The organism is Streptomyces sp. NPDC058697 (assembly GCF_042715345.1).
GTDB lineage: Bacteria > Actinomycetota > Actinomycetes > Streptomycetales > Streptomycetaceae > Streptomyces > Streptomyces liliifuscus.
Genome location: NZ_JBHXSU010000007.1, coordinates 85,459 through 112,027, shown reverse-complemented (window position 1 = coordinate 112,027; position 26,569 = coordinate 85,459). Strand labels below are relative to the sequence as shown.

The following is a 26,569-nucleotide window of genomic DNA, read 5'->3' as shown; positions in this document are numbered from 1 at the left end:
GCCGCCAGACACGCCCGAGACGCCCGAGACGCCCGAGCCAGCCAAGCCGGTGGCCGGGCAGAGCCCATCAGCAACCACTCGACCCCGGACCGTCGCTTCGGCGCCGCCCGGGACCGGGAAGGCGAACGTCGGTGACGCGCAGGGCGGTGAAGCCGGGCCGACGCGCCTCGTGCCGCCTCGGCACCACGCGTCCGCGGGCCTGCCAGTCGGCGACCAGCGCCGCGTAGATCGGCGGGTCCGTCCAGTGGGCGCCGGCGAGTTCGACGGACGGCCGGCCCTGACTCTCGCGGCCCAGGAAGGGCCCCGTTGTGGCGAATGTGCTGTCCATGTCCGTGCAACGGGGCGCGTGCGCCGGTGGTACGCCCTCACCCGCCAGGGGCACCGGATCGAGCGAGCACACACCCCTCGTTCGGGGCCATGTTTTCATCGGACCAGACGATGTATTCGGACCAGACGATGTATCCGGTCTGCGGCCACGAACCCCGAAGGGGTCGTACGCGCGGATGCCGCGCCTTGGCCGACTCCGGTGCGGTGGAGCCGGCCAAGGCGGTCGGGTCAGGAGCTGGGGCACTCCTTCCAGGCCAGGTGATAGATCGTGCTGATGTCACCGTCGGTCGAGTCCATGGTCATGAAGCTGGTACTGCCGGGAGCGGACGTGCCCGCGTTCACGCGCAGTTCGGTGTTGATGTTGAAGTTCCGCTGCACACCGCAGGGCGCCCAGACCAGCTGCGCCCACTCCGTCGTGTCCGTGGCCTGCCAGTTGTCGTCGTAGGGGCCCCTGAAGGGATGGGTGATGGAGGCCGTGTTCGGCGAGCCCTGGAAGTAGTACGACGCCTTCTCCGTGCTGGTCGCCCCCGCCTTCAGTGAGGCGAAGCCGCGGTAGTCCGCACTGGCGATGGCGTACGTGAAGCCGCCCGGCACGGCGACGGTCAGGTTGAGCTGGCAGTTCTTTCGGAACGCGGTGGGATCGGAGTTGCCGCCCACCTGGGCGAGGTAGTCGCTGTAGGTCACCGTGAACGCGGTGTTGTCCGGGGACACGGCAATGGCGGCGGTGCCCTGGGGACAGCCGGAGCCGTTCACCGTGGCGACCTTGATGACGATCTTGTCCGGGGGCGGGTCGACGATCCCGGTGGACGGGTTGTGCGCGGGAAGCGCGGTGGCGAAGAGAGCGGCGACAGCGCCGCTCAGAAGCATCGCACCAGCCATGGTGCTCCAATCCGTTGCGTCGGTGTTCCGGCGGCGGGCAGACGTGCCCAGCCGCGAATTGGGGGGTGCGGCCTTCGCGTACGCGAAGAACCGTCGCAGACCAGGTGCGTTGGATCAGACATGGATCAGGCATGGATCGGACATCGAGCACAGTCGTTCAACGGTCATGTACATGCCAAACACATGACCGTGTGAGCCCGGCCCTGTGAAGGGGCTGTGAAGACCGGAGCGGTCGCATCGTATGTACGTCCGGCGGGGGCAGCCAGGGCGAACTCCGGCCATTCCTCGTTGTGTTCCAAGCCACGGGTCCCGAACTTCGCCCTTCTTCGGCCGTAATACCTCGGGCGAACCCGGTCGGCGGCCCGCATTCCACATCGCTCCAGTGGGCCCGTTGCGCGCCTCGACCGTTACGCCGCCTGCGCTCGGGAGGCCGCGCCTGCCGGGTTCATGATCTTCATCTGATTAGCATTCACAAGCCCCGCAGCACCCGTTGCCGGGGCTTCCCTGTGACATCACCGTGAGGGGATAGAGCCATGCCCCCGGGCCGCCAGAGACCGTCGTCGCAGCAGCACGCCCCCGAACTGCGTGCGGCCGCGCGCCATCTCGCACGCCGCCGCTTCCTGACCGTCACCGCGGCGGCCGCCGCGCTCGCCTTCGGCACACAGCTGCCCGCCAGGGGCGCGGCGAGCGCCACCGAACTCGACGCGGCGAGGATCACCGACGACCCCTTCACGCTCGGCGTCGCCTCCGGTGACCCGTGGCCCGGTTCCGTACTGCTGTGGACGCGGCTCGCGCCCGAGCCGTACGAGGCCGACGGCGGTCTGGGCCGGCAGCGTGTCGTCGTCGAATGGGAGGTGGCCGACGACGAGCGGTTCGCCGCGATCGTCCGGCGCGGGACCGCCATCGCCCACCCCGAGGTCCACCACACCCTGCACGTCGAGGTGGACGGGCTCGACGCCGGTCGCGTGTACTACTACCGCTTCCGGACGGGCACCTGGATCAGCCCGACGGGCCGCACCCGCACCGCTCCCGCCACGGCAGGCCCGGCCTCCGCGCTCACCTTCGCCGCCGTGTCCTGCCAGGCGTACCACGAGGGGTACTTCACCGCTCACCGGCATCTCGCGGGCGACGACGTCGACGTGGTCTTCCACCTCGGCGACTACCTCTACGAGTACGCGGTCGACGCCGCCGGCGGAGCCCGTAAGTACACCGACCGTGTCCTGCCCGACCTCTTCAACCGGGAGACCGTGACGCTGGAGGACTACCGCCTGCGCTACGCCCTCTACCGCAGCGACCCGGACCTGCGGGCCGTTCATGCCATGCACCCGTTCATCGTCACCTGGGACGACCACGAGACCGAGAACAACTACGCGGCCGACACCGACGAGAACGGCACCCCACCGGCCGCGTTCCTGCTGCGGCGCGCCGCCGCCTACCGGGCCCACTGGGAGAACCAGCCGCTGCGCGCCTCCCAACTGCCCAACGGGCCCGACGCCCAGCTCTACCGGCGTCTGCGCTGGGGCACGCTGGCGCAGTTCGACGTCCTCGACACCCGCCAGTACCGCTCCGACCAGGCCTACGGCGACCGGCCGCACATCCCCGGCCCGGAGTCGGACGACCCGGCACGCACCATCACCGGCGCCGCCCAGGAACGCTGGCTGCTCGACGGATGGCGCACCTCCGACGCCGTGTGGAACGTGATGCCGCAACAGGTCTGCTTCTCCCAGCGGAAGCTGGACCTCAGCCCGGTCGCCAAGGTGTCCATGGACGCCTGGGACGGCTACCGGGCCTCGCGCGACCGGGTCCTTGCCGGGGCGAGGGCGGCGGGAATCGACAACCTCATGGTGCTCACCGGTGACGTCCACGTCGGGTACGCCTTCGACATCAAGGACGACTTCGACAACCCCTCGTCCAGGACTCTGGGCACGGAGATCGTCACCCCGTCCATCGCAAGCGGGATGGACGGCATCGCGAGACCCACGAACTGGGCCACCTATCTGTCCGCCAACCCCCACCTGAAGTTCTACAACGGACAGCGCGGTTACGTCAGGGTGCGGTTGACACCACAGGCGGCGCGGGCGGACTTCAAGACCGTGTCCGCCGTCACCACGCCCGGGGCTCCGATCACGACGGCCGCGTCCTTCGTCACCGAAGCGGGCAATCAGGGGCTCAAGCCCGTCTGAGCCCGTACGCGTGCCCATGCGCGTAAGGCCTGTGCCTGCGACCGGCGGCCCTCATGACTCGGCCCGGCGGCGGACCGCCGCGAGCAGCCGCCGCACGACCACCGCGTGCCCTCCCGTCCCGAGGACGAGCAACCGGTAGAGGCCGCCTGCCGGGCCGGGAAAGGTGGCCCGGGTCTCGGCGGTCAGCCGTGACCGGCCCGGACCCGCGGATTCCAGGCGAAAGATCAGCGCGTACGACGAGAAGCGGTGGCGCCCACCGAGGACCAGCTCCCGCCCCGGGACCGCGGTGGCCACCCGGAACCCGGGAAACGTCGAGCCCTCGGCAAGCGGCCGCGGACCCGACGCCGTGCGGTCCGCGCATCCGACCAGCCGCGCGTAGCCGCTCGCACCGGAACGTGAGAAGGACCGGTCCAGTGTGTCGCCCAGACTGCGCCACACGTCATCGGCTCCCGCCGCGACGACGGTGGTGTGCTCATCGCGATACGGCAACGAAGGGATCTGCATCATGGCCTCCATGGCGGTCCGGTCATGGTCGGCCGCCCGGTCGGTCGCCAGGTCGGTCGGGGCACCACCGAGGGGCCGGTCAGCCCTCGAACTCCGTCAGGTCGATCCCGTACAGCCGCACGTCGTGCCCGTAGGCCGGGTCCACTGTCGCGCCTTCCGCCTGCATGCCGAGCTTGTCCAGCACGTTCGACGACGCGGTGTCGGCCGTTCGGCACACGGCGACGATCCGGTCGAGACCGCGGTCCTGCAGAGCGAATTCGAGTGTGGCGTGGGCCGCCTCCGAGGCATAGCCCTGACCCCAGAAGACGCGCGCCATCCGCCAGGTAATGGCCACCTGCCCCTCGACCTCGGGCGGGGAACCAGGAACGAAGAGTCCGACCGCCCCGGCCAGCTCCCCCGATCCGAGGAGTTCGACGGCGAAGACCCCGAAGCCCTCCTCGTCCCACTCCTCCTCCCAGGCCTCGATGTCCTCGGCGGTCTGTTCCAGGGAGCGGAGTGTGCCGTCGCCGATCCATCGCATCACCGTCGGGTCGGCGTGGATCTCGGAGAGGGGCACGAGGTCGTCGTCCTGCCAGCGGCGCAGCAGAAGACGGGGGGTACGGATATCGGTCATGCCCCCATCATCGCGTGAGCCAGACGACAAGAACGACCACGACCACGGCCAGGACGATCACCGCCGGAAGAGCGCGCTTGAGCACGGCACCGCGAGCGACGCTCATCAGGTCCAGGGGCTCCGGTGCGGCCGCGGCCGGCGTACGGGAAACGGCGGGCGTCTCCACGGGCCGGACGCCGTTCGAGGCTGGAGCGGCTGGAGCGGCTGGAGCGGCTGGAGCAGTCTTACTCGGGGTTTCGGCTATGGGGGCGCTGTCCACGGTGGCCCCTCCCGTGGAGGCGGATTCCGGCGTGCCGCTCGGTACGACCCCGGCGCCGGCGCCGCCCTCGGGCCCGGCTCCGGCTCCGGCTCCGGCTCCGGCTCCGGCTCCGGCTCCGGCTCCGGCCAAAGTCTCAGCCCCCGCTCCCGCTCCCGCCCCGGCCGCGGCCTCCGCGCCGGGCTCTGGCGTCGGTGCGACCGGTTCCTGGGCCTGCTCCCGCGCCTGCGCCTTCTCCGTCGCGAGTTGCCGCTCCAGGTTGTCGACGAACTGGGCCAGCAGTTTCCCGCTGACCTCCTCGATCACGCCTCGGCCGAACTGCGCGATCCTGCCGGTGATGGTGAGGTGGGTGTCCACCGTCACCCGCGTCCCGTCGCCGTCCGGGACGAGCCGGGCGGTGACGCGGGCGTCGGCGTTTCCCTGGCCGCGGGTGTCGCGGCCACGCGCGTGGAGTACCGCCGTACGCGCTTCGTCGTCCTTCTCCTCGAAGGAGACGACACCCTTGTACTGGACGGTCATGGGGCCGACCTTCACCTTGACGACCCCGTTGTAGGTGTCGCCGTCCACGCCGGTGAGCTGGGCCCCGGGCATGCAGGGAGCGATCCGCTCCACGTCGGTCAGCAGGGACCAGGCCTGGTCGGGCGGCAGGTTCACTCGGAACTCGTTCGTGAAGTCCATGACGGACACACGATGCGCGCGGGCCGCCGGGCCGTCAATGAGCTCTTCAGGGTTTACTTAAGACGCCGCGCCCAGGAGCCCGGAACCCGTGATCCGCCGGCTCCCCCGAGTCCCGTCAGCTCCAGATCGTGACATGGACCGGTGGTCGGAACTCGTTCATCGGAACGCCCTTGGACCGGGTCAGCACGGCCTGCGTGGCGGCCGGTGTCGTCACGAACCGGCACAGCGCGGCGGCGGTCGTCGAGCGCCTTTCGCCGGTGAGCGCGCTCGCGTACAGCATGCCGCCGAGCCGGGCGCCTGAGACGTCGAGCACGGCCAGTGACCCGCGGCGCAGTTCGTCGCGTACGACGTGGAGGAAGGCGATGGACAGCCCGGCCCCACCGGCCACCGCGTTGAGAGAGGCCGTGACGCTGGGGAACGCCTTGGCCTTGGCGGCTTCGACTCCTATGTGGGAGAGGAAGGTGCCGGACACGGTGTCCGGGTCCAGTCCCGCCGGGCCCAACAGCCATGATTCATGGGCCAGTTGTGCGGGCGCGAGCCGCTTCCGGTGCCTGAGCGGATGGTCCGGCGCCGCGACGACGACCAGTTGGAAGCGCAGGAAGGGGATCGACTCGATACCCGGTTCCGGGCGCGGCGACGGGCCGATCGTGACATCGGCGCGCCGGTCGCGAAGCAGGTCGCCGAAGACCGCCACCGGCACGGCGAGGGTGTCGACGTCCAGGTCGGGCTGTCGCCGCCCGAAGGCCGCGAGCAGCGCGGGGAGGACCTGTTCGGCGCCGGCTTCCGTGGACGCCACCCGCAGTTGGGCGGTGCCCGAGCCGGCCTGGCGGACCCGGTGGCGGGTCTCCTCGGCGAGGCCGACGATCTCGGCGGCTCCCGCGGCGAGACGTCTGCCGCCCGGCGTGAGACTGATCCCGCCGGCGGCCCGGATGAAGAGCAGGTCGCCGAGTTCGCGGCGGAGCGCGGCGACCGCGCCGGAGACCGCGGCCTCGGTGACGCCGAGCGACTCCGCGGCGCCCTTGACCGAGCCCAGACGGGCCACCGTGACGAATGCGCGGAGCTGAGTCAACGTCATGTCCGCCATTACAACGGCTGTTCGACCGGTAGGACCCCCTCCGTTGCCCAGGTCTCTTAAGCATTCGCTTGAGTCGCCGTTGACCGCCCCATCCCTTCGCGCAATTGTTCCCCCGGACCGCCGGAAACCGGCCAGGTCCTCAATCGACGGACGGCTCCCGCGCGCGCTGCCTCGCCCGGGCGTGCCGGGCGGGCCCGGTCCGGGAGGGAGCGTGCCGTGCAGGTACCCGCTTCGTTCGACTACCAGCGCGCCGAGAGCGTGGACGAGGCGCTGGAACTGCTGCGGCGCTATGGCGAGGAGGCCCGGGTCGTGGCCGGCGGACACAGTCTGCTGCCGATGATGAAACTGCGGCTCGCCGCCCCCGAGGTCCTCGTCGACATCAACGACCTGCACGAACTCGACCACATCGTCCTGGTCGGCGACGAGTTGCGCGTCGGCGCCCTCACCCGGCACCGCACACTGCTGGAGTCGGAGCTGGTCGGCCGGTACTTTCCCATCGTCCACGACGCGGAGAAGGTGATCGCCGACCCGCCGGTCCGCAACCGCGGCACGATCGGCGGCTCCCTCTGCCAGGCCGACCCGTCGGAGGACCTCTCGGCGGTGTGCGGAGCGCTGCACGCCCATGCCGTCATCCGCGGGGCGGGCGGCGAACGGATCGTCTCCATGGCCGACTTCCACCAGGGCCCGTACGAAACAGCCGTGGGCGTCGGCGAGATGCTGACCGAGGTGCGGCTGCCGGTCCTGCCGGGTGCGGGCAGCGCGTACGAGAAGGTCGAGCGCAAGGCCGGGGACTGGGCCGTCGCCGCGGCCGGGGTCGCCCTGACGCTGCGCGACGGTCGGATCGCCGACGCGGGCGTGGGTCTGGCGGCTGTCGGCGCCGGGGCGCTGAACCTCCACGCGGTCCAGGCACTGCTGAACGGCAGCGAACCGTCCGAGGCGCTGTACGAGGAGGCGGGCCGGGTGGCGTCGGACAGCTGTTCGCCGGTCACCGACGGGCGGGGCAGCGCCGAGTACAAGCGGCATCTGGCCGGCGAGCTCACCCGGCGGGCGCTGCGGCGGGCGGTCGCCCGGGCCGGGCGGCCCATCGGGTCCACGGCAAGGGAGGCGTGAGGCGCATGCGGATCACCGTCAACGTCAACGGCGACGACCACACCCGGGAGGTCGAGCCCCGGCATCTGCTCGTGCGCTTCCTCCGCGACGACCTGGAACTGACCGGCACCCACTGGGGCTGCGACACCAGCAACTGCGGCACGTGCGTGGTGCTGATGGACGGGGAGCCCGTCAAGAGCTGTACGGTCCTCGCGGTCATGGCTGCCGGTCACGAGATCCGTACGGTCGAGGACCTGGCGGAGGGCGACCAACTCGACCCCGTTCAGCAGGGGTTCATCGAGCAGCACGGTCTGCAGTGCGGGTTCTGCACCCCGGGAATGATGCTCACCGGCCGGGCGCTCCTGGACCGCAACCCGGATCCGTCCGAGCAGGAGATCCGGGAGGCCATCTCCGGCCAGCTGTGCCGGTGCACCGGCTATCTGAACATCGTCAAGTCCATCCAGTGGGCGGCGAGGAACGGCCACGAGGCAGCGGGGAGTCAGACATGACCACCGTCGAGGAACCGGCCGCAACGTCTCAGGAACGGCCCATCGGCTTCGGCCGGATGAAGCGCAAGGAGGACCCCCGCTTCGTACGCGGCAAGGGCCGCTACGTCGACGACATCCACCTGCCCGGCATGCTGCACGGAGCCGTGCTGCGCAGCCCGTTCGCGCACGCCCGCATCGTGTCCATCGACACCTCGGCCGCCGAGGCCCACCCCAAGGTCAAGGCCGTGATCACCGGCGAGACCCTGGCTGGCCTCGGCCTCGCCTGGATGCCGACGCTGTCGATGGACACGCAGGCCGTCCTCGCCACCGACAAGGTGCGCTTCCAGGGGCAGGAGGTCGCATTCGTCGTCGCCGAGGACCACTACGCGGCCCGCGACGCGATCGAGTTGATCGACGTCGAGTACGAGCCGCTGGACCCGGTGGTCAATGCCCGCCGCGCCCTCGACGCGGACGCGCCCGTCATCCGGGACGACCTGGAAGGCCGTACGGACAACCACATCTTCGACTGGGAGGCAGGCGACAGCGCGGCCACCGACGAGGTGTTCGCGCGGGCCGACGTGGTGGTCGAGCAGACCATGCTCTACCCGCGAGTCCACCCGGCCCCGCTGGAGACCTGCGGGGCGGTCGCCGCCATGGACCCGGTCGACGGCAAGCTCACCCTCTACTGCACCACCCAGGCCCCGCACGCGCACCGCACGCTCTACGCGATGGTGGCCGGCATCCCCGAACACAAGATCCGGGTCGTCTCCCCCGACATCGGCGGCGGTTTCGGCAACAAGGTCGGCATCTATCCGGGTTACGTGTGCGCGGTCGTCGGCTCGATCGTCACTGGGCGGCCCGTGAAATGGATGGAGGACCGCTCCGAGAACCTGATGAGCACCTCCTTCGCCCGCGACTACCACATGACCGGCGAGATCGCGGCGACCCGGGACGGGAAGATCCTGGGCGTACGGGTCAAGGTCCTCGCCGACCACGGCGCCTTCAACTCCACGGCGCAGCCCACGAAATACCCGGCCGGCTTCTTCCACATCTTCACCGGCTCGTACGACATCGAGGCCGCCCACTGCTCGGTGACCGGCGTCTACACCAACAAGGCGCCGGGCGGGGTCGCGTACGCCTGCTCCTTCCGGGTCACCGAGGCGGTGTATCTGATCGAGCGGATGGTCGACTGCCTTGCGGCCGAACTCCACGCCGATCCGGCCGAGTTGAGGATGCGCAACCTGCTGCGGCCGGAGCAGTTCCCGTACGAGAACAAGACCGGCTGGACGTATGACTCCGGCGACTATCCGGCCTGTCTGCGCAAGGCACTGGACGTGGCCGGGTACGAGGAGCTGCGCAAGGAGCAGAGCGAGAAGCGGGCCCGGGGCGAACTCATGGGCATCGGCCTGTCGTTCTTCACCGAGACGGTCGGCGCCGGGCCGCGCAAGCACATGGACATCCTCGGTCTCGGCATGGCCGACGGCTGCGAGCTGCGCGTCCACCCCACCGGCAAGGCGGTGGTGCGGCTGAGCGTGCAGACACAGGGACAGGGCCACGAGACGACGTTCGCGCAGATCGTCGCCGAGGAACTGGGCATCCCGCCCGAGGACATCGACGTCGTGCACGGCGACACCGACCAGACGCCGTTCGGGCTGGGTACGTACGGAAGCCGGTCGACTCCCGTGTCAGGAGCGGCCGCTGCCGTGGTCGCGCGCAAGGTGCGGGACAAGGCGCGGATCATCGCCGGGGCCATGCTGGAGGTCTCTCCCGACGACCTCGAATGGACCAAGGGCCGCTGGTCGGTCGCGGGCGACCCGGCGATGACGAAGACGATCCAGGAGATCGCGCTCGCCGCGCACGGCTCGCTGGAACTGCCGGAGGGGGTGGAGGGTCACCTGGAGGCGACGACCGTCTACAACCCGCCCAATCTCACATACCCGTTCGGCGCGTACGTCTGCGTGGTCGACGTCGATTCCGGCACGGGCACGGTGAAGGTGCGGCGCTTCATCGCGGTGGACGACTGCGGGACCCGTATCAACCCGATGATCATCGAGGGGCAGGTGCACGGCGGGCTGGCCGACGGTGTCGGCATGGCACTGATGGAGTTGATCAGCTTCGACGAGGACGGCAACTGCCTGTCCGGCTCCTTCATGGACTATCTGCTGCCGACCGCGCTGGAGGTCCCCGCCTGGGAGCTGGACCACACCGTCACGCCCTCCCCGCACCATCCGATCGGCGCGAAGGGCATCGGCGAGTCGGCGACGGTCGGTTCGCCGCCGGCCGTCGTCAACGCGGTGCTCGACGCGATCGGCGTACGCCACGCCGACATGCCGCTGACCCCGAGCCGGGTGTGGCAGGCACTGCACCAGGGCGAGGTGGAGGCACCGCAATGAGCCCCGCCGCACCCCCACTTGAGGCACGCATGGCCGAACTGACGGGACGCCACGTGCCGTTCGTGAAGGCCACCGTCGTGCGCGCCCGCCGTCCCGCGAGCGCGCGGCCGGGCGACACCGCGCTGGTCCTCGCGGACGGCCGCGTCGAGGGCTTCGTCGGAGGTGCCTGCGCGGAGGCCACCGTACGAGTGCAGGCGCTGCGGACGCTCCGCAGCGGGGAGTCGCTGCTCCTGAGAATCTCGCCGGAGGAGACGGCGGACGGCACCGGGGAACCCGCCGTCGAGGAGGGCGCGGTGAGCGTCGCCAATCCGTGCCTGTCCGGCGGCGAGCTGGAGATCTTCCTGGAGCCACTGCGGCCCGTGCCGCGCGTGGTGGTCCTGGGCGAGTCCCCCATCGCCCGCGCGTTGCTGGCCTTCGGGCCCACGCTCGGCTACGAGATCACGGAGGCGTCCGGCGCCGACGGGATCACGCCGGAGGACCTGGCCGGCACTCAGGCTCTCGTCATCGCCTCCCACGGCCGGGACGAGGAACCGGTGCTCGTCGCGGCCGAGCGCGCCGGGGTGCCGTACATCGGGCTCGTGGCCAGCCCCAGGCGCGGGGCGGCCGTACTGGACGGGTTGACGCTCGATGCCGGGCAGCGGGCGCGGATCCACACACCGGCGGGGCTGTGGATCGGCGCCCGCACGCCCGGGGAAATCGCGGTGTCGATCCTCGCGGAGGTGATTCAGGCGGTGCGCGGTCGATCCGTGGAGGTGGAAGCGGCTCCGGAGACCGGCCCGGTGACCGCCGTCGACCCGGTGTGCGGGATGACGGTCTCCGTCGGGGACAGCACCCCGTACTCCGACGAGGGCGGCGCGTACTCCGACGAGGGCGGCGCGTACTCCGACGAGGGCGGCGACGAGCGCCACTGGTTCTGCTGTGCCGGCTGTCGTGCCGCGTACGAGAAGGATCCCGCCCGCTACGCGAAGGCCGACGCCTCGTGAGCGAGTACGTCGAGCGCTGTCTGCCGGGCGTGGAGAGTCTGCGCGCCGCGCTGGACTCGCTGGGCTATCTCGCCGACGACGGTCTGGCCACCGCGCTCTTCCTCGCCCTGCGCCTGCCCCAGCCGCTGCTCCTGGAGGGCGAGGCGGGCGTCGGCAAGACCGAGGCGGCCAAGGCGGTGGCCGCGATCCTGGGCAGCCCGCTGATCCGGCTGCAGTGCTACGACGGCCTGGACGCGGCCGAGGCACTGTACGAGTGGAACTATCCGCGCCAGCTGCTCGGCATCCGGCTGGCCGAGTCCCGGCACGAGCAACTCGGTGAGGCGGATCTGTTCAGCGAGGAATACCTGCTACGGAGGCCCGTGCTGGCGGCGCTCACGCACCCCGGCCCGGCCCCCGCCGTACTGCTCATCGACGAGATCGACCGCGCCGACGACGACTTCGAGGCGTTCCTGCTCGAAGTGCTGGCGGAGGCGGCGGTGACCATCCCGGAGATCGGCACCATCAGGGCCGCCGTGCCACCCGTCGTGCTGCTCACCTCCAACCGCACCCGTGACCTCCATGACGCGCTCAAACGCCGGTGCCTCTACCACTGGATCGACTATCCGGACACGGAACGGATCGTCGAGATCGTGCGCCGCCGGGTCCCCGGGACGTCGAGGGAGTTGGCGGTCGCGGTGTCGGCGGCCGTACGGCGGCTGCGGGCCCTGGACGTGCAGAAGGCACCGGGCGTCGCCGAGACCATCGACTGGATCTCCGCGCTGAACCTGCTCGGCGTGCCCCGTCTCGACGCCGGGATCGCCGGGCGCACGCTCGGCTCCCTGCTGAAGTACCGGGAGGACCAGGAGCTGGTGCGTGAGCGCGGCCTGGACTGGCTGGTCGCGGGCCGACAGCCGTGACCGCGGCGGCGGTTCCGCTCTTCGACCGGGCCGAGTTCGCGGGCCGGCTCGGCGCGGAACTGCGGCGAGCCGGGGTGGCGGTGACTCCGGAGCGGTCGATGCGTTTCCTTCAGGCGCTGGTGCTGCTGCCGCCGGTGGACCGTACGGCGCTGTACTGGGCGGCACGGCTGGCGTTCGTGACGGATCGCGAGCAGATCGAACCGTTCGAGAGGGTCTTCGATGCGGTCTTCGCGGGTGGGCCGCGTTCGATGGCAGTCCGCAGAGCCGAATCCGAGCCTGCGCCAGGCACCGCCTCCGAACCCGGTCGGCCCCCGCCGCTCTCCGGCATCGGCCCGGATCCCACCCGCGCTCCCCTGCCGGGCGGCGCCTTCGGCGAGGCATCGGACCGCGACCGTACACAGGTCCCGGACAAGGACAGCGACCGGCGGACCTTTCAACTGCCGACGGCGGGCAGCGCGGCCGAAGTCCTCTCCCACAAGGACTTCGCCGCCCTCGACCCCGGCGAACTGGCCGAACTCAACCGGCTCCTCGCCCTGTTGACGCTCAAGGCACCGCTGCGCCGCGGCCGCCGCCAGGAGATCGACCGTCGGGGCCGCCGCATCGACCTGCGCCGTACCCTGCGCACCGGCCAGCGCACCGGCGGCGAGGCGGTAGTGCTGGCCCGCAGCCGCCACCGTCTGCGGCGACGACGGCTCGTGCTGCTGTGCGACATCTCCCGCTCCATGGAGCCGTACACCCGCGCCTACCTCCGCCTCTTCCCACGAGCGGCGGCCGGTGCGGCGGCCGAGGCGTTCGTCTTCGCCACCCGCCTCACCCGGCTGACGCCTGTGCTGCGGCACACCGGCCCGTCCGGCGTGGACGCGGCGCTGCGCCGGGCGGGTGCCGCCGCGCCCGACTGGTCGGGCGGCACCCGCATCGGCCACGCGCTGGCCGAGTTCAACAACCGCTTCGGCCGCCGGGGAATGGCACGCGGCGCTGTCGTGGTGATCTTCTCCGACGGCTGGGAGGGCGAGGACCCCACCGCCGTAGGCCGCGAAATGGCCCGCCTCGCCCGCCTCACCCACCGCATCATCTGGGTCAACCCCCGCAAAGCGGCACCCGGCTACACCCCACGCACCGCCGGCATGACCGCCGCGCTCCCCCACTGCGACGCATTCGTGAGCGGCCACAGCCTGGCGGCCCTCATGGAGGTGGTGGAGGCGATCGCGGGCGAGGAGACAGTTCCCGGTGTGTAGGGCGGGCCGGTCTTCGGGGTGGGACCTACGCTGGCGTTTCAAGGTGTCAGATGTCAGATGTCAGGTGTCAGGCCCGAGTCGCGCGTTCGACGAGGAGGTACTCATGGAGTCACCCGGCGAAAGCCCACGATCCGTTCCGGTTCTGCGTCGTCCGTCCGACAGCATCGACGGACTCTTCTGGGAGCCCAGCGAGCGTTGGGTGCGCGGGACGAAGGGTGATGTCACCGTCGTCGACAGCCGGCGGCCGGTCCTCGTCTGGGAGCCCGGTCGGCCCGTTCCGTTGTACGCGTTTCCGCGTGAGGACGTGCGTACGGATCTGTTGCGGGAGACGGAGAAGTCCGCCGGGCGGCCGCACGCCGGGACGACGCTCTTCTACGATCTCGACATCGGCGGTGAGACCATCGCCGGCGCGGCCTGGACGTACCCCGGCGAGGAGTTGGGCTCGTACATCTCGTTCGAGTGGTTCGGGCGGGAGGTGCTCGACCACTGGTACGAGGAGGACGAGGAGATCTTCGTCCATCCGCGCGACCCGCACAAACGGGTGGACGCGCTGCCCAGTTCTCGGCATGTCCGGGTCGAGATCGACGGCACGGTGGTCGCGGACACCCGCGCGCCGGTCCTCCTCTTCGAGACCGGTCTGCCCGTTAGGTACTACATCCCGCGCGAGGACGTACGCCTCGATCTGTTCACGCCCAGCGACCTCTCGACCCGCTGCCCCTACAAGGGCGTGGCGACCGAGTACTGGTCGTGGCCCGGCGAGGACGTCCCGCCGAACATCGCGTGGAGCTATCCCGACCCGCTCTCGGCGGTGAGTGTGGTCAAGGACCGGGTGGCCTTCTTCAACGAGGCCGTCGACATCACGGTCGACGGGGAGCGGCTCGAACGCCCGGTCACCGAATTCATCAAGCCTCGGGAGTGATCGAACCTCGGGAGCGACGAGGACGGCTTGAGGGCCGAGTCGTTGTCAGCCCGTGTCGGGTGTCGGGTCTCCTGGAGCGATCAGGCCGGTCTCGTAGGCGAGCACGACCGCCTGGACGCGGTCTCGGAGGTCCAGCTTCGACAGGATGCGGCCGATGTGTGTCTTGACCGTGGTGGGACTCAGGAACAGGCGGTCCGCGAGTTCGGCGTTGCTGAGGCCGGTCGCGAGCAGCCGGAGCACCTCCAGTTCGCGTGGGGTGAGGCCGGACAGGTCGCGGTGGAGGGTCGGCGGCCGGGGCTCCTCGCGGTGGGCGAAGCGTTCGATCAGCCGGCGGGTGATGGTGGGCGCGAGGAGCGCGTCGCCGGACCGCACCAGCCGGACGGCGGCCACCAGGTGCTCGGGGGTGACGTCCTTGAGCAGGAAGCCGCTGGCGCCGGCGGTGAGGGCCGCGTAGACGTAGTGGTCGAGGTCGTACGTGGTGAGGATGATGACCCGGGTGTCGCCCGGGCCTTCGTCTCCGAGGATCCGCCTGGTCGCCTCGATGCCGTCCATCCGCGGCATCCGGATGTCCATGAGCACGACGTCGGGCCGGGTACGCCGGACGGCGGCGACCGCCTCGGCCCCGTCCGCCGCCTCCGCCGTCACCTCGATGCCGTCGGCGGCGAGGATCATCCCGAACCCCGTACGGACCAGAGCCTGGTCGTCGGCGATGACGGCGCGCAGGGAGGGCCCGTTCACGCGGTCCGCCACGGGACTCGGGCTCTGATCCGGTATCCGCCGGCGAGGGTCGGCCCGGCCGTCAGCTCGCCGCCGTAGACCGTCAGCCGCTCGCGCAGGCCGATCAGCCCGCGGCCGTTGCCAGTACCCGCGGCTGTGCCTGTGCCGTTGGCTCCCGTCGACGGGGCGTCGTGGGCGGCTCCGGTGTCGGTGACCTCGATCTCCAGACAGTCGTCGGTGTGGCCGATCGTGACGGAGGCGTCGGCGCCGGGCGCGTGTTTGATCGTGTTGGTCAGTGCCTCCTGCACGACGCGGTACGCCGCGAGGTCAACCCCGGGCGGGAGCGGCTCCGGCGGCAGGGACAGCGCGACGGCGACCGGTGTCCCTGCGGCGCGTACGCGTTCGGTCAACGCGTCGAGGTGCCCGAGACCGGGCTGCGGTTCGAGTCCGTCGGCGGGGCTGTCGGGGCGGCCGGTGTCCGGGGCGGCGAGCAGCCCCATCACATGCCGGAGTTCGGACATGGCGGCCCGGCCCCCGGCCTCGACCGCCAGCAGTGCCTCTTTCGACCGCTCGGGCGCCGTGTCCATCACCTTGCGGGCCGCGCCCGCCTGGATCACCATCACGCTGACATTGTGGGTCACGACGTCGTGCAACTCCGCCGCTATGCGGGCCCGTTCCTCCTCGACGGCCCGGCGCATGGCCTCCTCCTGGGCCCGCTGCAGCCGGGTGAACCGGTCCCGGCTGGCGGTCAGCCGCCGGCCACCGACGCGGACCAGCCCGGCCAGCACCCCGGCGACCAGCAGGACGACCGCGGGGCTCGACCAGCCGGGGAGCACGGGATCCGTCTCCCGGAAGGCGAACCCGGCGAGCACGGCCGCCACCACCATTCCCGCCAACGCCCGCACCTGATAACGGCTGTACATGACGGCGCTGTAGGCACCGATGACGCAGGTCAGCACGTTGATCCAGGAGGCGTCGTCGCCGATGGGCAGCGCCGCGCCCATCACGACACCGAACGCGACCAGTGGATATCGCCGCCTGGCCGCCAGCGGCAGCGCCGACAGGACGACCAGGGGCCACGGCACGGTGGCGGGCTCCGGCTCCACAACTCCCACGCCAGGCACGGGCGGTAGTGGCGGGACCGGCGGTGGCACCGGCATCCGCACCTCGGGCAGGCGGTCGGTCCGCTGCTCGGTCCGCTGCTCCGACTTGGCCGAGACGCGGGCCGGCCCGTCGCCGGGAAATTGCGCCGCCACGATCAACGCGACGACGGTCAGCACGATCGCCAGCACCACGTCGGCCCATATCGCCCGCCGCGACAGCGGGGCGCGTTTCTCCTCCGGCCGTAGCGCGTCGCGCAGTTGCCGGAGCCTGTCGCGGCGGTCCTCCGTCTCCATCGGCTCATTGTGTGGCTCCCCGCCCCGGTCCGCGTCCGTCTGGGCGACCAGGGTCCCGTCCCGCAGGTGTACGTCGCAGGGATGACCTCGCGGCCGGGTCCTTCGCGGGGAGGTCCCGATGTCGGTGCCGCGGCCGACGCGCCCCGACACCCCGCGCTCCTAGGTTCGCTGAGCCCGACCAACCCAACCGAAGCCGAACGACGCCATCCGAAGGACGGTCGACTCCCATGACTCAGGTGATCCAACTGGAGGGCGTGGCCAAGCGCTACGACAGCGTCGGCACGCCCGCGCTGGGACCTCTCACGCTCTCCGTCGAGAAGGGCGAGGCCCTGGCCGTGACGGGCCCGTCCGGCAGCGGCAAGTCCACGCTGCTGAACCTCGTCGCGGGCCTGGACAAGCCGACCGATGGCACCGTGACCGTGGGCGGCCGGCAGCTGAACGCCCTCAGCGAGCACGCGCTGGCCCGGTTCCGCCGCGAGCAGATCGGCATGGTGTTCCAGTTCTTCAATCTGCTGGACGACCTCACCGTCGCCGACAACATCCAGCTGCCCGCCCAACTGACGGGCACCGCACGGCGCAAGACTGCGGCCCGCGCCGAGGAGCTCATGGAGGTGCTCGGCATCCAGAAGCACGCCCGCGCCTACCCGGGCCGGCTCTCCGGCGGCGAACGCCAACGCGTCGCGGTCGCCCGGGCGTTGGTCAACCGGCCCGCGCTGCTGCTCGCCGACGAACCGACCGGCGCCCTCGACACCGCCTCGGGCCAGGACGTACGGGAACTCCTGGTGGAGCTGCACCGCGGCGGCCAGACCATCGTGCTGGTCACGCACGACCTCGCGCTCGCCGAGGCGTGTGCGAGCCGGACGATCCATCTGGTCGACGGTCATCTCGCCCTCGACACGCGGGCGGGGGCCGTCCGATGACCCGCTTCGGCGGCGGTGCGCTCGGCCGGGTCATACGTTCCGGTGTGGGGCGGCGCCGGGTGCAGACCGTGGTGATCGCCGTGGCCACGATGATGGCCGTGGCCTCGGCGGTGGTCGCCGGGTCGCTCATCGTCGCCGCGAACGCGCCCTTCGACCACGCCTTCGCGAAGCAGCAAGGCGCCCATCTTGCCGCCCAGTTCGATCCGGCCAAGGTGACCGCGGCGCAGCTCAAGGCGACCCGAGAACAGACGGGCGTCACCGCGAGCGCGGGACCGTACCCCTCCACGACGATCCAGCCGGAGGACTCGGCGGGCCTGCCCATGCCGGCGCTGACGCTCGTCGGACGGTCCGGTCCGAAGGCCGACGTGGACGATCTGGACCTCAAGTCCGGCCGGTGGCCGACGAAAGCGGGCGAGATCGTGCTCAGCACGTCGTTCGCGGGCCCGGCCTTCAAGCTCGGCTCCACTCTCAAGACCTCGGACAAGGAGGGCGGTTCGACCCTGGCCGTCGTCGGTCTCGCGCTGTCGGTCAGCAAGACCGCCGGCGCCTGGGCGACCCCCGCCCAGACAAGGGCTCTTGCGTCGGCGGACAACCCGCTCACGAGTCAGATGCTGTACCGCTTCGACTCGGCCGGGACGGAAAAACAGATCACGGACGGCCGGAAGAAGCTCGCCGCGGCCGTGCCGTCCGGTGCGCTGCTGGGCAGCCAGTCCTATCTGGAGACCAAGCGCGCCGCCGACCAGGGCGCCGCCCCGACCATCCCCTTCCTCATCGCCTTCGGCGTCCTCGGCATCGTCATGTCGGTGATCATCGTCGGCAGTGTGACCAGCGGCGCGGTCGGCTCCAGTCTGCGCAGGATCGGCATCCTCAAGGCCATCGGCTTCACGCCGCGTGAGGTCGTACGGGCCTATGTGGCCCAGGCGCTGATCCCGGCAGCCGTCGGTATCGCGCTGGGCGTCGTGCTGGGGAACCTGCTGGCCGTGCCGCTCCTCGACGACACCGAGCAGGTGTACGGCACCGCCTCGCTGACGGTGGCGTGGTGGGTGGACGTCGTGGTGCCGGTTGCCGCGCTGGTGGTCGTCGGGGTCGCCGCGCTGGTTCCGGCGCTGCGGGCCGGGCGGCTGCGTACGGTCGAGGCCATCGCGGTGGGCCGGGCCCCGCGCACCGGTCGCGGCCAGTGGGCGCACCGGATGGCGGGGCGGCTGCCGCTGCCGAGGGCGGTGACGTACGGCCTCGCGAGCCCCTTCGCGCATCCGGTCCGCACGGTCGCAATGCTGCTCGCGGTGGCCTTCGGCACGGTTGCGGCGACCTTCGCGGTGGGCCTCACCGCGTCCCTCACCGCAGTCGGTGAGGCGCAGGATCCCGAGGACCGCGCCGCGGTCACGGTGTTCGCCGACGGACCCGGACCCCAGCCGATCGAGGTCAGGCCCGAAGCGTCGGCCGGGGGCGAGTCCGAGGCCCCGCCCGCCGATCCGGCACGGATACGCGCGGCCGTCGAGGCCCAGGAAGGCACTGCTTCGTACTACGGCACGACCCAGGAGGACGCCACCGTGGCCGGGGGCACCGGCGCGGTCACGATCAGCCTCTACGAGGGTGATTCCCGCTCGGGCGGCTACGAGATGATCTCCGGGAACTGGATCGACGGTGCGGGTCAGGTCGTGGTGGCCACGGCCTTCCTGGAACGGACGGGCTCCAAGGTCGGTGACACCGTCCGCGTGACCCACGAGGGAGACACCCGGACCCTGCGGATCGTCGGCGAGGCCTTCGACACGGAGGACGACGGCATGCGACTCCACGCCGGTATGGCCGACTTCCCCAAGGCAGAACCCCGGACGTTCGTCGTCGAGGTGGATCCGGGTGTCTCTCCCGCCGAGTACGCCGAGAAGCTCGCCGAGGTGGTGCGGCCGCTGGGCGGCGACGCCATGGCCAACTCCCCTTCGGAACAGGACAACTTCGTCCTCATCCTGAAGTCGATGGCGGCCCTGCTCACCCTCATGCTGGTCTCCGTGGCCGGCCTCGGTGTGCTCAACTCCGTTGTCATCGACACCCGGGAGCGCGTCCACGACCTCGGCGTCTGCAAGGCGCTCGGCATGTCGCCGCGGCAGACCGTGGGCCTCGTACTCTCCTCGGTGGCCGGGATCGGTGTGCTCGGCGGTCTGGTCGGCGTGCCGGCCGGGTTCGCGCTGCACGGCATCGTGCTGCCGGTGATGGGGCGGGCGGCCGGCACCAACCTCCCGCCCTCGGTCCTCGATGTGTACGTGCCCTGGCAGTTGGTGCTGCTGGGCCTGGCCGGTATCGCGATCGCGATGCTGGGTGCCATGCTCCCGGCGGGCTGGGCGGCCAAGGCCCGTACGGCTGTGGCTCTGCGCACGGAGTAGCGGCCCTCGGAGGCCCGGCGCCCTTGCCACGCCGGGCCTCCGCAGCCCCCTCCGCACTCCGCACTCCGAGTCAGCAGCAGCGGCTCTGCGGATGGTCCTCCCGGTGCCGGGCTCGCAGTGCCTGGTACTCACGTGGTGTCGGCACCGGGGCGAGCGGGTGGTGACGCAGATGACGCTCGCAGTAGCGGTCGTACTCCGCCTCCCCGGTCAGCTCGCGCAGGTACCAGCGCACGGCCCGTGCCCATCGCCGGACGCTCATGTCCGGGCTCCCGCCAGCGGTTCGGCGGACTGCTCCGGGAGGTCGATGCGGGACTCGACGTACGGGGTCTCGGTCGTCGGCAGCGGGACGGGGGAACGTACGGCGCGTACGCACACGACGGCCGCGTTGACGATCACCACGGCGACCAGGAGCAGGAACAGGGCGATCAGCACGCCGTCAACCGTGGAGTTGGTGACCACCGTGTGCATGTCGTCGAGGGTCTTGGCGGGTGGCAGGACCTGGCCGGCGTCGATGCCGTCGGCGTACCGCTCGCGCTGGGCGAAGAAGCCGACGCGCGGGTCGGCGGAGAAGATCTTCTGCCAGCCGGCGGTGAAGGTGATCGCGACCACCCAGGCCAGCGGCACCCCGGTGACCCAGGCCCAGCGCAGCCGCCCGGACTTGACGAGGACGGTCGTGCAGACGGTGAGGGCGATGGCGGCGAGGAGCTGGTTGGCGATGCCGAAGAGCGGGAAGAGCTGGTTGATTCCGCCCAGGGGGTCGGTGGCGCCGGAGTGGAGGAAGTAGCCCCAGGCCGCCACGACGAGCGCGCTGCACAGCCAGATGCCCGGCTTCCAGTTGACCCGGCCGATCGGCTTCCAGACGTTGCCGAGCATGTCCTGGAGCATGAAGCGACCGACACGGGTGCCGGCGTCGACCGTGGTCAGGATGAACAGCGCCTCGAACATGATCGCGAAGTGGTACCAGAAGGCCTTCATCGAGCTGCCGCCGAAGACTCCGGAGAAGATCTCCGACATGCCGACCGCGAGGGTCGGTGCGCCGCCCGAGCGGGCGATGAGCGTCTGCTCCTCCACCGCCTTGGCCGCCTGCGTCAGTTGGTCGGGGGTGATGGTGAAGCCGAGGCCCGCCACCGCCTGGGAGGCGGACTCGGCCGTCGTGCCGAGCAGCCCGGCGGGCGCGTTCATCGCGTAGTAAAGGCCCGGTTCCAAGGTGGCGGCCGCGATCAGCGCCATGATCGCGACGAACGACTCCATCAGCATGGCGCCGTAGCCGATCATGCGGACCTGGGACTCCTTCTGGATCAGCTTCGGCGTGGTCCCGGAGGCGACCAGCGCGTGGAAGCCGGAGAGCGCGCCGCACGCGATGGTGATGAAGAGGAACGGGAAGAGGGATCCGGCGAAGACCGGGCCCGTGCCCGAGGAGGCGAAGTCGCTGACCGCGTCGGTTCGCAGCACGGGCGCGGCCACGATCACACCGACCGCGAGCAGCGCGATGGTGCCGATCTTCATGAAGGTGGAGAGATAGTCGCGCGGCGCGAGCAGCATCCACACGGGCAGCACGGACGCGACGAAGCCGTAGCCGACGAGACAGAGGACGAGGGTCGTCGGGCTGAGGGTGAAGGTGTCGGCGAGCGAGGACTCCTGGACCCAGCTGCCGCCGACGATGGCGAGAAGCAGCAGCGCCACACCGATCAGGCTGGTCTCGACGACCCGGCCCGGCCGGATGCGGTGCAGCCAGAAGCCCATGAACAGGGCGATGGGGACGGTCATGGCGACCGAGAAGGTGCCCCACGGGGAGTGGGCGAGCGCGTTGACCACGACCAGGGCCAGCACCCCGAGCAGGATGATCATGATGGCGAAGACGGCGATCAGGGCCGCGGCCCCGCCCGCCCTGCCGATCTCCTCACGGGCCATCTGCCCGAGCGATTTGCCGTCCCGCCGCATCGACAGGAACAGCACCACCATGTCCTGCACCGCCCCGGCGAAGATCACTCCGGCGACGATCCACAGGGTGCCCGGCAGATACCCCATCTGGGCCGCGAGCACCGGCCCGACCAGCGGCCCGGCCCCGGCGATCGCCGCGAAGTGATGGCCGAGCAGCACCCGGCGGTCGGTCGGCTGGAAGTCGACACCGTCCTCCAGGCGTTCGGCGGGGGTGGCCCGCCGGTCGTCGGGCTTCAGCACGCGCCGTGCGACGAAGCGGGAGTAGAAGCGGTAGGCGATGGCGTACGAGCCGAGGGCGGCCACCACCAGCCAGACCGCGGAGATCTCCTCGCCGCGGGCCAGCGCGAGGACACCCCAGCCGATCGCGCCGAGCAGGGCGACCGCGGCCCACAGCAGCATCGACCGCGGTGTCATCCGGGAACGTGCGGGCGGCGGCTCTTCCGGCGCCGGGCGACCGGATTCGGGCATGACTGACGTGGGCATGGCGGCTCCTCACCTCTACGGTGATGTGTGGTGGTACGGATGCGTACGGGTCGGCGGTGCGGGATACGGAACGCGTACGAGCTAGGGGTCGTGGCGGTCGTGCCTGGTCAGCGCGTACGCGGCCAGGAGGCACAGGGCGCAGCCCGGCACCCAGGCGAGCTGGTACCAGTAGAAGAACGGCGTCCCGGCGAGCCGGGGGCTCTCGCCGGCGTACCAGGGCACCCAGAGCAGACCCGCGGCGGGCGCGAGGAGCAGTACGGCGATCGCGACGCGCCGTAGCCGGTGATGACCCGTGGGTGCCATGACCTGCGCTCCTCTCCCCGTGCTTGTCGGTCTGTGCAAGAGTTGCCCACCGGCCGGAACTGGTTGACAGCGAATTTCCAGAAGATTTCCCGCCGGTTCCCTGTCATCCGAATGGGGTGCCCGCGCAACTCTCCGGCAAGGGCACAGGCACACCAAGGACGGTGACCCATGGCGGATGTCGCCATGACCGCGACGTTTCTCGCCGTGATCGGCGGAGCGTCGCTGCTCGCCGTCACGGCGCGGCGGCTGCGCCCCACCGACCGGCTGCCGTCCCTGGAGGGCTGGGCGCTGGCCGACCGGAGCCTGGGCCCGGTGTGGACCTGGCTGCTGCTGGGCGGCACGATCTTCACCGCGTACACCTTCACGGCCGTCCCCGGCCTGGCGTACGGCAACGGGGCGCCCGCCTTCTTCGCCGTCCCGTACACGGTGATCGTCTGTCCGCTCGCCTTCGTCCTGCTGACGCGGCTCTGGGCGGTGGCCCGCCGCCACGGCTATGTGACCGTCGGCGACTTCGTCCGTGGACGGTACGGTTCGCCGCCGCTGGCCCTGGTCGTCGCGCTCACCGGGATCCTCGCGACGATGCCGTATCTGGCCTTGCAGTTGCTGGGCATCCGCGCGGTGCTCACGGCCGGGGGCATCTATCCGCGCGGCGCGGCCGGCGACCTGGTGATGGTGGCGCTCTTCGCGGGTCTCGCGGTGGCCACGTACCGGCACGGGCTGCGCGCACCGGCGGTCATCTCCGCTCTCAAGGCGGTGGCGGTCTTCGTCTCGCTCACCGCGGTCTGCTGGCTGGTCCTCGACCGGCTCGGCGGCCCCGGCCCGCTCTTCGACCGGGCCGCGCAACGGCTCGGCGGTACGGACACGGCCCACTCCGCCCTGCTCCTCTCCCCCGAGCAGCAGCCCGCCTACGCCACCCTCGCCCTGGGCTCGGCGCTGGCCCTGCTGATGTACCCGCACGTGCTCACCGCCGGATTCGCCGCCGACAGCCCGCGCACCCTGCGCAAGGTCGCCGTGGCACTGCCCGCCTGGACGGGCCTGCTCGCGCTCTTCGGCTTCCTCGGCGTCGCGGCCCTCGCGGCGGGCGTGGACGCCCCGGAGGGAGGCGCCGAGGCGGCCGTGCCGATGCTGGTCGACCGGTTGATGCCGGGACCGCTCGCCGGGCTGGTGTTCGGCGCGATCGTCGTGGGGGCGCTCGTCCCGGCCGCCGTGATGTCGATCGCCGCCGCGACCTGCTTCGTACGCAATGTGTACGTCGAGTACGTGCAGCCGACCGCCACGCCCAAACGGCAGGTGCGCATCGCCAAGGCGGTGTCGCTCACCGCGAAGGTGGGGGCGGTGGCCTTCGTGTTCGGGCTGCGCGACCAGGACGCCATCAATCTCCAACTGCTCGGCGGCGTATGGATTCTGCAGATCTTCCCCGCCGTGGCCGTCGGGCTGTTCACCGGCCGGCTGCATCCGCGGGCGCTGCTCGCCGGGTGGGCCGTGGGCATGACGGCCGGCACGTTCCTGGTGGTGCGCGAGGGGTTCTCCTCCATCGTGGCCTTCGGTTCCGCGGAGCAGCCGCTGGAGATCTACGCCGGGCTCGCGGCCCTGGTGCTCAACCTGGCCGTCGCCCTGGTCGGCACCGCGGCCCTCGAACGGCTCGGCGTCCCGCGCGGCGCCGATGTCACCGACCTACCGTCACGCCTGACCGTCAGGCGCCGGCCCGAGACGGGAGCCACCAACCCGTGAGACGCAGACACCACACCCATGCGACGGTGGCGCAGGCCGCATCGGCAGCCCTCCCCGAGCCACGCGTTCCCCGCGCGGCGAGGGCCCGGCCACCGGTCGCGGACCGCCCCGGCCTCGACGAGGAGTCCCGCCCCGGCGGCGTACGCGAAGGGGCGGCGGAGGATGTGTCCCTCTCCCCGGCGGTCGGCGATCCCGTCGACCTGGAGCGGGAAGCCGCTCTGGCCCGGCTCTTCGAGGTGCACTACTCGTCGATGCTGCGCCTGGCCGTGCTGCTCGGCGCCGACGATCCGGAGAACGTCGTGGCCGAGGCGTACTACCAGATCTACCGGAAGTGGCGCCGGCTGCGGGACGCCGAGGCCGCGGAGGCCTATCTGCGGTCCACGGTCTGCAATCTGACCCGGATGCGGATACGCCACCTCCAGGTCGCGCGCAAGCACGTCGAGAACCCGCCGAGCGATGTCGTGGCCTCCGCGGAGAGCACCGCGCTGCTCCACGACGACCAGCGCGTACTCATCGACGCGCTGCAGCAACTGCCCGCGCGGCAGCGCGAAGCGCTCGTGCTGCGCCACTGGCTCGGCCTGAAGGAGAGCGAGATAGCCGCCGCGATGGGCATCTCCTGCGGCTCGGTCAAGACACACACCGCACGCGGCATCGCCGCCCTGACCCAGGCGATGGAGGCCCGGCGATGAACGACACCTCTCCGGACCGTACGGAACACGAGCCGGACCGTACGGAACAAGAGCTGCGCGAGGCCCTGGAGGCGCTGGCAGGCGGGGTGCACCCGGCCCCGGACGCCTACCGCACGGCCCGCGGCGACTGGGTGCGCCGCGAGCGGCGCCGCCGGCTGGTGCTCGCGGTCCTGATCGCGGTCGTCTTCACGCTCGCCACCCTGATCGGCCTGTGGGTCCTCAACCAGGCGCCCTCCGAACCCGGGGTCATCTTCTCCGGCGCGGGGAACGAGGTGACGTCCAGCGGTGCGGCCGCGGTCCCGGGCTGATGGACGGGCTCGGGGTCGTGGATCTCGTACGGCACCCCTCCTGGCGGCGGATCCGGGGGATACTGGCCCCATGCGGTTTCGGAGCATGGCCTGTGGTGCCGCGGGGCTGGTACTGGTGGCCGCTGTCGGCTGCACCGGGGACGGCGACGGGGACGGCGAGCCCACGAGTCCGCCGGCCTCGGCCCGGGCTTCCGCCAAGACCCCCAGCGCGACGCCCACCCCCACGCCCACCCCGGCTCCGGCCAACCCCGTGTCGATCCCGGGGCTGATCGAGCGTGAGCACCGCGGCTCCGACCTCAAGCTCGGGAACGTACGCGTGCGGACCGACGCCTACACCCAGTACGCGGTCACGTACGAGGCCAACGGGCTGACGATCTCGGGAATCATGAACATTCCCAGGGGCAAGGGGCCCTTCCCGGCCCTGGTCCTGGCGCACGGGTACATCGACCCGGCCGTCTACACCAGCGGCCGCGGACTGGCCCGGGAGCAGGAGCTGCTGGCCCGCAACGGCTATGTCGTCCTGCACACCGACTACCGCAACCACGCGGGCTCCGACGACGACCCGGACAATGACGTCAATCTGCGCCTCGGCTACACCGAGGACACCATCGGTGCCGTCATGGCACTGCGCTCGTCGGGGCGTCCGGAGATCGACGGCGAGCGGATCGGTCTGCTGGGGCGGTCGATGGGCGGCGGCGTCGTGTACAACACGCTGGTGGTCGCGCCCGGTCTGGTCGACGCCGCCGTGGTGTTCGCCCCGGTGAGCTCGCGTCCGGACGAGAACATCGACCACTTCCAGCGCGGTGACGGCGACCCGGTCGTCGCCGAGATCGACAAGACGCACGGCACCCCCGAGGAGAACCCGAAGTTCTGGAGGGAAGCCGCTCCGATCACCTACGTCGACCGGGTGACCGAACCGCTGCTCATCCATCACGGCACCGCCGACGAAAGCTGCCCCATCGTCTGGTCGGAGCGGACCACCGCCGCGTTCGAGAAGGCGGGCAAGGACGTCGAGCTGGTGAAGTACAAGGGCGAGCACCACACGTTCGCCCCGCAGTGGCCGGCCTCGATGGAGACGACGATGGACTTCTTCGAGAAGCATCTGCGCTGACCCGACGCGTCGGTTGCCGGCACTCACCGGATGCCGAGCGGCCGCGCGCACCTTCCTCTACCGTTTGTACGGT

General features: G+C 71.1%; 25 protein-coding genes. 14 read left to right on the top strand and 11 right to left on the bottom strand.

Features of this window, described 5'->3' with window-relative positions; genetic code table 11:
- Positions 1 to 67: 67 nt before the first annotated feature.
- Both ACFWXQ_RS18805 and ACFWXQ_RS18800 read right to left on the bottom strand, forming a co-directional pair.
- Positions 68 to 328 carry a hypothetical protein gene (locus ACFWXQ_RS18805; protein WP_383953264.1) on the bottom strand — a complete coding sequence of 87 codons (261 nt, stop codon included), beginning with the start codon at positions 326 to 328 and terminating at the stop codon, positions 68 to 70.
- A 227-nt stretch (positions 329 to 555) separates the two neighbouring features.
- Positions 556 to 1,206: a DUF4360 domain-containing protein gene (locus ACFWXQ_RS18800; protein ID WP_200400853.1), complete on the bottom strand. Its 651-nt coding sequence runs from the start codon at positions 1,204 to 1,206 to the stop codon at positions 556 to 558.
- Positions 1,207 to 1,739: 533 nt separating this feature from the next.
- Here ACFWXQ_RS18800 and ACFWXQ_RS18795 point away from each other — a divergent pair.
- Positions 1,740 to 3,389 carry an alkaline phosphatase D family protein gene (locus ACFWXQ_RS18795; RefSeq protein ID WP_386268621.1) on the top strand — a complete coding sequence of 550 codons (1,650 nt, stop codon included), beginning with the start codon at positions 1,740 to 1,742 and terminating at the stop codon, positions 3,387 to 3,389.
- Positions 3,390 to 3,440: 51 nt separating this feature from the next.
- Here the strand turns inward: ACFWXQ_RS18795 and ACFWXQ_RS18790 are convergent, their stop codons facing one another.
- The 4 genes from ACFWXQ_RS18790 to ACFWXQ_RS18775 all read right to left on the bottom strand — a co-directional run bounded on the left by ACFWXQ_RS18790 (position 3,441) and on the right by ACFWXQ_RS18775 (position 6,515).
- On the bottom strand, positions 3,441 to 3,893 hold the full coding sequence (locus ACFWXQ_RS18790; RefSeq protein WP_383953274.1) for a hypothetical protein: 453 nt from the start codon (positions 3,891 to 3,893) through the stop codon (positions 3,441 to 3,443).
- 79 nt (positions 3,894 to 3,972) lie between these two features.
- Positions 3,973 to 4,506, bottom strand: coding sequence for a GNAT family N-acetyltransferase (locus tag ACFWXQ_RS18785; RefSeq protein ID WP_383953259.1), 534 nt, complete (start codon positions 4,504 to 4,506; stop codon positions 3,973 to 3,975).
- A 7-nt stretch (positions 4,507 to 4,513) separates the two neighbouring features.
- On the bottom strand, positions 4,514 to 5,440 hold the full coding sequence (locus tag ACFWXQ_RS18780; protein ID WP_383953257.1) for an SRPBCC family protein: 927 nt from the start codon (positions 5,438 to 5,440) through the stop codon (positions 4,514 to 4,516).
- Between the two features lie 115 nt (positions 5,441 to 5,555).
- Positions 5,556 to 6,515 (bottom strand): LysR family transcriptional regulator, encoded by a 960-nt coding sequence (locus tag ACFWXQ_RS18775; RefSeq protein ID WP_200400848.1) that lies wholly within the window; start codon positions 6,513 to 6,515, stop codon positions 5,556 to 5,558.
- 216 nt (positions 6,516 to 6,731) lie between these two features.
- Here ACFWXQ_RS18775 and ACFWXQ_RS18770 point away from each other — a divergent pair, with 216 nt between their 5' ends.
- The 7 genes from ACFWXQ_RS18770 to ACFWXQ_RS18740 all read left to right on the top strand — a co-directional run bounded on the left by ACFWXQ_RS18770 (position 6,732) and on the right by ACFWXQ_RS18740 (position 14,518).
- Positions 6,732 to 7,625 carry an FAD binding domain-containing protein gene (locus tag ACFWXQ_RS18770; RefSeq protein WP_383953255.1) on the top strand — a complete coding sequence of 298 codons (894 nt, stop codon included), beginning with the start codon at positions 6,732 to 6,734 and terminating at the stop codon, positions 7,623 to 7,625.
- 5 nt (positions 7,626 to 7,630) lie between these two features.
- Positions 7,631 to 8,113, top strand: a complete 483-nt coding sequence (locus tag ACFWXQ_RS18765) for a (2Fe-2S)-binding protein (RefSeq protein ID WP_383953253.1) — start codon at positions 7,631 to 7,633, stop codon at positions 8,111 to 8,113.
- On the top strand, positions 8,110 to 10,485 hold the full coding sequence (locus ACFWXQ_RS18760) for an aerobic carbon-monoxide dehydrogenase large subunit (protein ID WP_386268617.1): 2,376 nt from the start codon (positions 8,110 to 8,112) through the stop codon (positions 10,483 to 10,485). Before ACFWXQ_RS18765 ends, ACFWXQ_RS18760 begins: the two co-directional genes overlap by 4 nt.
- Positions 10,482 to 11,468 (top strand): XdhC family protein, encoded by a 987-nt coding sequence (locus tag ACFWXQ_RS18755; RefSeq protein ID WP_383950472.1) that lies wholly within the window; start codon positions 10,482 to 10,484, stop codon positions 11,466 to 11,468. The genes ACFWXQ_RS18760 and ACFWXQ_RS18755 overlap by 4 nt, the downstream gene beginning before the upstream one ends.
- On the top strand, positions 11,465 to 12,364 hold the full coding sequence (locus tag ACFWXQ_RS18750) for an AAA family ATPase (protein ID WP_383950470.1): 900 nt from the start codon (positions 11,465 to 11,467) through the stop codon (positions 12,362 to 12,364). The genes ACFWXQ_RS18755 and ACFWXQ_RS18750 overlap by 4 nt, the downstream gene beginning before the upstream one ends.
- Positions 12,361 to 13,599, top strand: coding sequence for a VWA domain-containing protein (locus ACFWXQ_RS18745; protein ID WP_386268615.1), 1,239 nt, complete (start codon positions 12,361 to 12,363; stop codon positions 13,597 to 13,599). Before ACFWXQ_RS18750 ends, ACFWXQ_RS18745 begins: the two co-directional genes overlap by 4 nt.
- A 103-nt stretch (positions 13,600 to 13,702) precedes the next feature.
- The gene (locus tag ACFWXQ_RS18740) at positions 13,703 to 14,518 is read left to right on the top strand and encodes a DUF427 domain-containing protein (RefSeq protein ID WP_383950464.1); all 816 of its coding nucleotides are present in this window, start codon (positions 13,703 to 13,705) and stop codon (positions 14,516 to 14,518) included.
- Positions 14,519 to 14,563: 45 nt separating this feature from the next.
- On the opposite strand, the gene ACFWXQ_RS18735 is transcribed toward ACFWXQ_RS18740, so the two are convergent.
- Positions 14,564 to 15,256 (bottom strand): response regulator, encoded by a 693-nt coding sequence (locus ACFWXQ_RS18735; protein WP_373466865.1) that lies wholly within the window; start codon positions 15,254 to 15,256, stop codon positions 14,564 to 14,566.
- The gene (locus tag ACFWXQ_RS18730; protein WP_383950459.1) at positions 15,253 to 16,632 is read right to left on the bottom strand and encodes a sensor histidine kinase; all 1,380 of its coding nucleotides are present in this window, start codon (positions 16,630 to 16,632) and stop codon (positions 15,253 to 15,255) included. Before ACFWXQ_RS18730 ends, ACFWXQ_RS18735 begins: the two co-directional genes overlap by 4 nt.
- 227 nt (positions 16,633 to 16,859) lie before the next feature.
- Between ACFWXQ_RS18730 and ACFWXQ_RS18725 the strand changes: the two genes are divergently transcribed.
- On the top strand, positions 16,860 to 17,552 hold the full coding sequence (locus tag ACFWXQ_RS18725) for an ABC transporter ATP-binding protein (RefSeq protein ID WP_383950457.1): 693 nt from the start codon (positions 16,860 to 16,862) through the stop codon (positions 17,550 to 17,552).
- Entirely contained in the window at positions 17,549 to 19,930 is a 2,382-nt protein-coding gene (locus ACFWXQ_RS18720) for an FtsX-like permease family protein (RefSeq protein WP_383950454.1), read from the top strand. The genes ACFWXQ_RS18725 and ACFWXQ_RS18720 overlap by 4 nt, the downstream gene beginning before the upstream one ends.
- A 70-nt stretch (positions 19,931 to 20,000) precedes the next feature.
- On the opposite strand, the gene ACFWXQ_RS18715 is transcribed toward ACFWXQ_RS18720, so the two are convergent.
- The 3 genes from ACFWXQ_RS18715 to ACFWXQ_RS18705 all read right to left on the bottom strand — a co-directional run bounded on the left by ACFWXQ_RS18715 (position 20,001) and on the right by ACFWXQ_RS18705 (position 22,657).
- Positions 20,001 to 20,189, bottom strand: coding sequence for a YbdD/YjiX family protein (locus ACFWXQ_RS18715; RefSeq protein ID WP_055610320.1), 189 nt, complete (start codon positions 20,187 to 20,189; stop codon positions 20,001 to 20,003).
- Positions 20,186 to 22,354 carry a carbon starvation CstA family protein gene (locus ACFWXQ_RS18710; protein ID WP_383950450.1) on the bottom strand — a complete coding sequence of 723 codons (2,169 nt, stop codon included), beginning with the start codon at positions 22,352 to 22,354 and terminating at the stop codon, positions 20,186 to 20,188. The genes ACFWXQ_RS18715 and ACFWXQ_RS18710 overlap by 4 nt, the downstream gene beginning before the upstream one ends.
- A gap of 81 nt (positions 22,355 to 22,435) precedes the next feature.
- Positions 22,436 to 22,657, bottom strand: coding sequence for a DUF3311 domain-containing protein (locus ACFWXQ_RS18705; RefSeq protein ID WP_383950447.1), 222 nt, complete (start codon positions 22,655 to 22,657; stop codon positions 22,436 to 22,438).
- A 168-nt stretch (positions 22,658 to 22,825) separates the two neighbouring features.
- Between ACFWXQ_RS18705 and ACFWXQ_RS18700 the strand changes: the two genes are divergently transcribed.
- The 4 genes from ACFWXQ_RS18700 to ACFWXQ_RS18685 all read left to right on the top strand — a co-directional run bounded on the left by ACFWXQ_RS18700 (position 22,826) and on the right by ACFWXQ_RS18685 (position 26,496).
- Positions 22,826 to 24,388: a sodium:solute symporter gene (locus ACFWXQ_RS18700; RefSeq protein WP_383950444.1), complete on the top strand. Its 1,563-nt coding sequence runs from the start codon at positions 22,826 to 22,828 to the stop codon at positions 24,386 to 24,388.
- Positions 24,385 to 25,077: a sigma-70 family RNA polymerase sigma factor gene (locus ACFWXQ_RS18695; protein ID WP_383950440.1), complete on the top strand. Its 693-nt coding sequence runs from the start codon at positions 24,385 to 24,387 to the stop codon at positions 25,075 to 25,077. Before ACFWXQ_RS18700 ends, ACFWXQ_RS18695 begins: the two co-directional genes overlap by 4 nt.
- On the top strand, positions 25,074 to 25,385 hold the full coding sequence (locus ACFWXQ_RS18690) for a hypothetical protein (RefSeq protein ID WP_383950437.1): 312 nt from the start codon (positions 25,074 to 25,076) through the stop codon (positions 25,383 to 25,385). The genes ACFWXQ_RS18695 and ACFWXQ_RS18690 overlap by 4 nt, the downstream gene beginning before the upstream one ends.
- Positions 25,386 to 25,455: 70 nt before the next feature.
- Complete coding sequence (locus tag ACFWXQ_RS18685) at positions 25,456 to 26,496, top strand: alpha/beta hydrolase family protein (protein WP_383950434.1); 1,041 nt, start codon at positions 25,456 to 25,458, stop codon at positions 26,494 to 26,496.
- Positions 26,497 to 26,569: the final 73 nt, after the last annotated feature.

Coding starts and splice junctions, on each gene's coding strand:
- ACFWXQ_RS18805 (WP_383953264.1), bottom strand. CDS start 328: ATGGACAGCACATTCGCCACAACGGGGCCCTTCCTGGGCCGCGAGAGT.
- ACFWXQ_RS18795 (WP_386268621.1), top strand. CDS start 1,740: ATGCCCCCGGGCCGCCAGAGACCGTCGTCGCAGCAGCACGCCCCCGAA.
- ACFWXQ_RS18755 (WP_383950472.1), top strand. CDS start 10,482: ATGAGCCCCGCCGCACCCCCACTTGAGGCACGCATGGCCGAACTGACG.
- ACFWXQ_RS18685 (WP_383950434.1), top strand. CDS start 25,456: ATGCGGTTTCGGAGCATGGCCTGTGGTGCCGCGGGGCTGGTACTGGTG.
- ACFWXQ_RS18740 (WP_383950464.1), top strand. CDS start 13,703: ATGGAGTCACCCGGCGAAAGCCCACGATCCGTTCCGGTTCTGCGTCGT.
- ACFWXQ_RS18720 (WP_383950454.1), top strand. CDS start 17,549: ATGACCCGCTTCGGCGGCGGTGCGCTCGGCCGGGTCATACGTTCCGGT.
- ACFWXQ_RS18730 (WP_383950459.1), bottom strand. CDS start 16,632: ATGGAGACGGAGGACCGCCGCGACAGGCTCCGGCAACTGCGCGACGCG.
- ACFWXQ_RS18715 (WP_055610320.1), bottom strand. CDS start 20,189: ATGAGCGTCCGGCGATGGGCACGGGCCGTGCGCTGGTACCTGCGCGAG.
- ACFWXQ_RS18785 (WP_383953259.1), bottom strand. CDS start 4,506: ATGACCGATATCCGTACCCCCCGTCTTCTGCTGCGCCGCTGGCAGGAC.
- ACFWXQ_RS18710 (WP_383950450.1), bottom strand. CDS start 22,354: ATGCCCACGTCAGTCATGCCCGAATCCGGTCGCCCGGCGCCGGAAGAG.
- ACFWXQ_RS18690 (WP_383950437.1), top strand. CDS start 25,074: ATGAACGACACCTCTCCGGACCGTACGGAACACGAGCCGGACCGTACG.
- ACFWXQ_RS18780 (WP_383953257.1), bottom strand. CDS start 5,440: ATGGACTTCACGAACGAGTTCCGAGTGAACCTGCCGCCCGACCAGGCC.
- ACFWXQ_RS18775 (WP_200400848.1), bottom strand. CDS start 6,515: ATGACGTTGACTCAGCTCCGCGCATTCGTCACGGTGGCCCGTCTGGGC.
- ACFWXQ_RS18705 (WP_383950447.1), bottom strand. CDS start 22,657: ATGGCACCCACGGGTCATCACCGGCTACGGCGCGTCGCGATCGCCGTA.
- ACFWXQ_RS18790 (WP_383953274.1), bottom strand. CDS start 3,893: ATGCAGATCCCTTCGTTGCCGTATCGCGATGAGCACACCACCGTCGTC.
- ACFWXQ_RS18765 (WP_383953253.1), top strand. CDS start 7,631: ATGCGGATCACCGTCAACGTCAACGGCGACGACCACACCCGGGAGGTC.
- ACFWXQ_RS18725 (WP_383950457.1), top strand. CDS start 16,860: ATGACTCAGGTGATCCAACTGGAGGGCGTGGCCAAGCGCTACGACAGC.
- ACFWXQ_RS18800 (WP_200400853.1), bottom strand. CDS start 1,206: ATGGCTGGTGCGATGCTTCTGAGCGGCGCTGTCGCCGCTCTCTTCGCC.
- ACFWXQ_RS18760 (WP_386268617.1), top strand. CDS start 8,110: ATGACCACCGTCGAGGAACCGGCCGCAACGTCTCAGGAACGGCCCATC.
- ACFWXQ_RS18700 (WP_383950444.1), top strand. CDS start 22,826: ATGGCGGATGTCGCCATGACCGCGACGTTTCTCGCCGTGATCGGCGGA.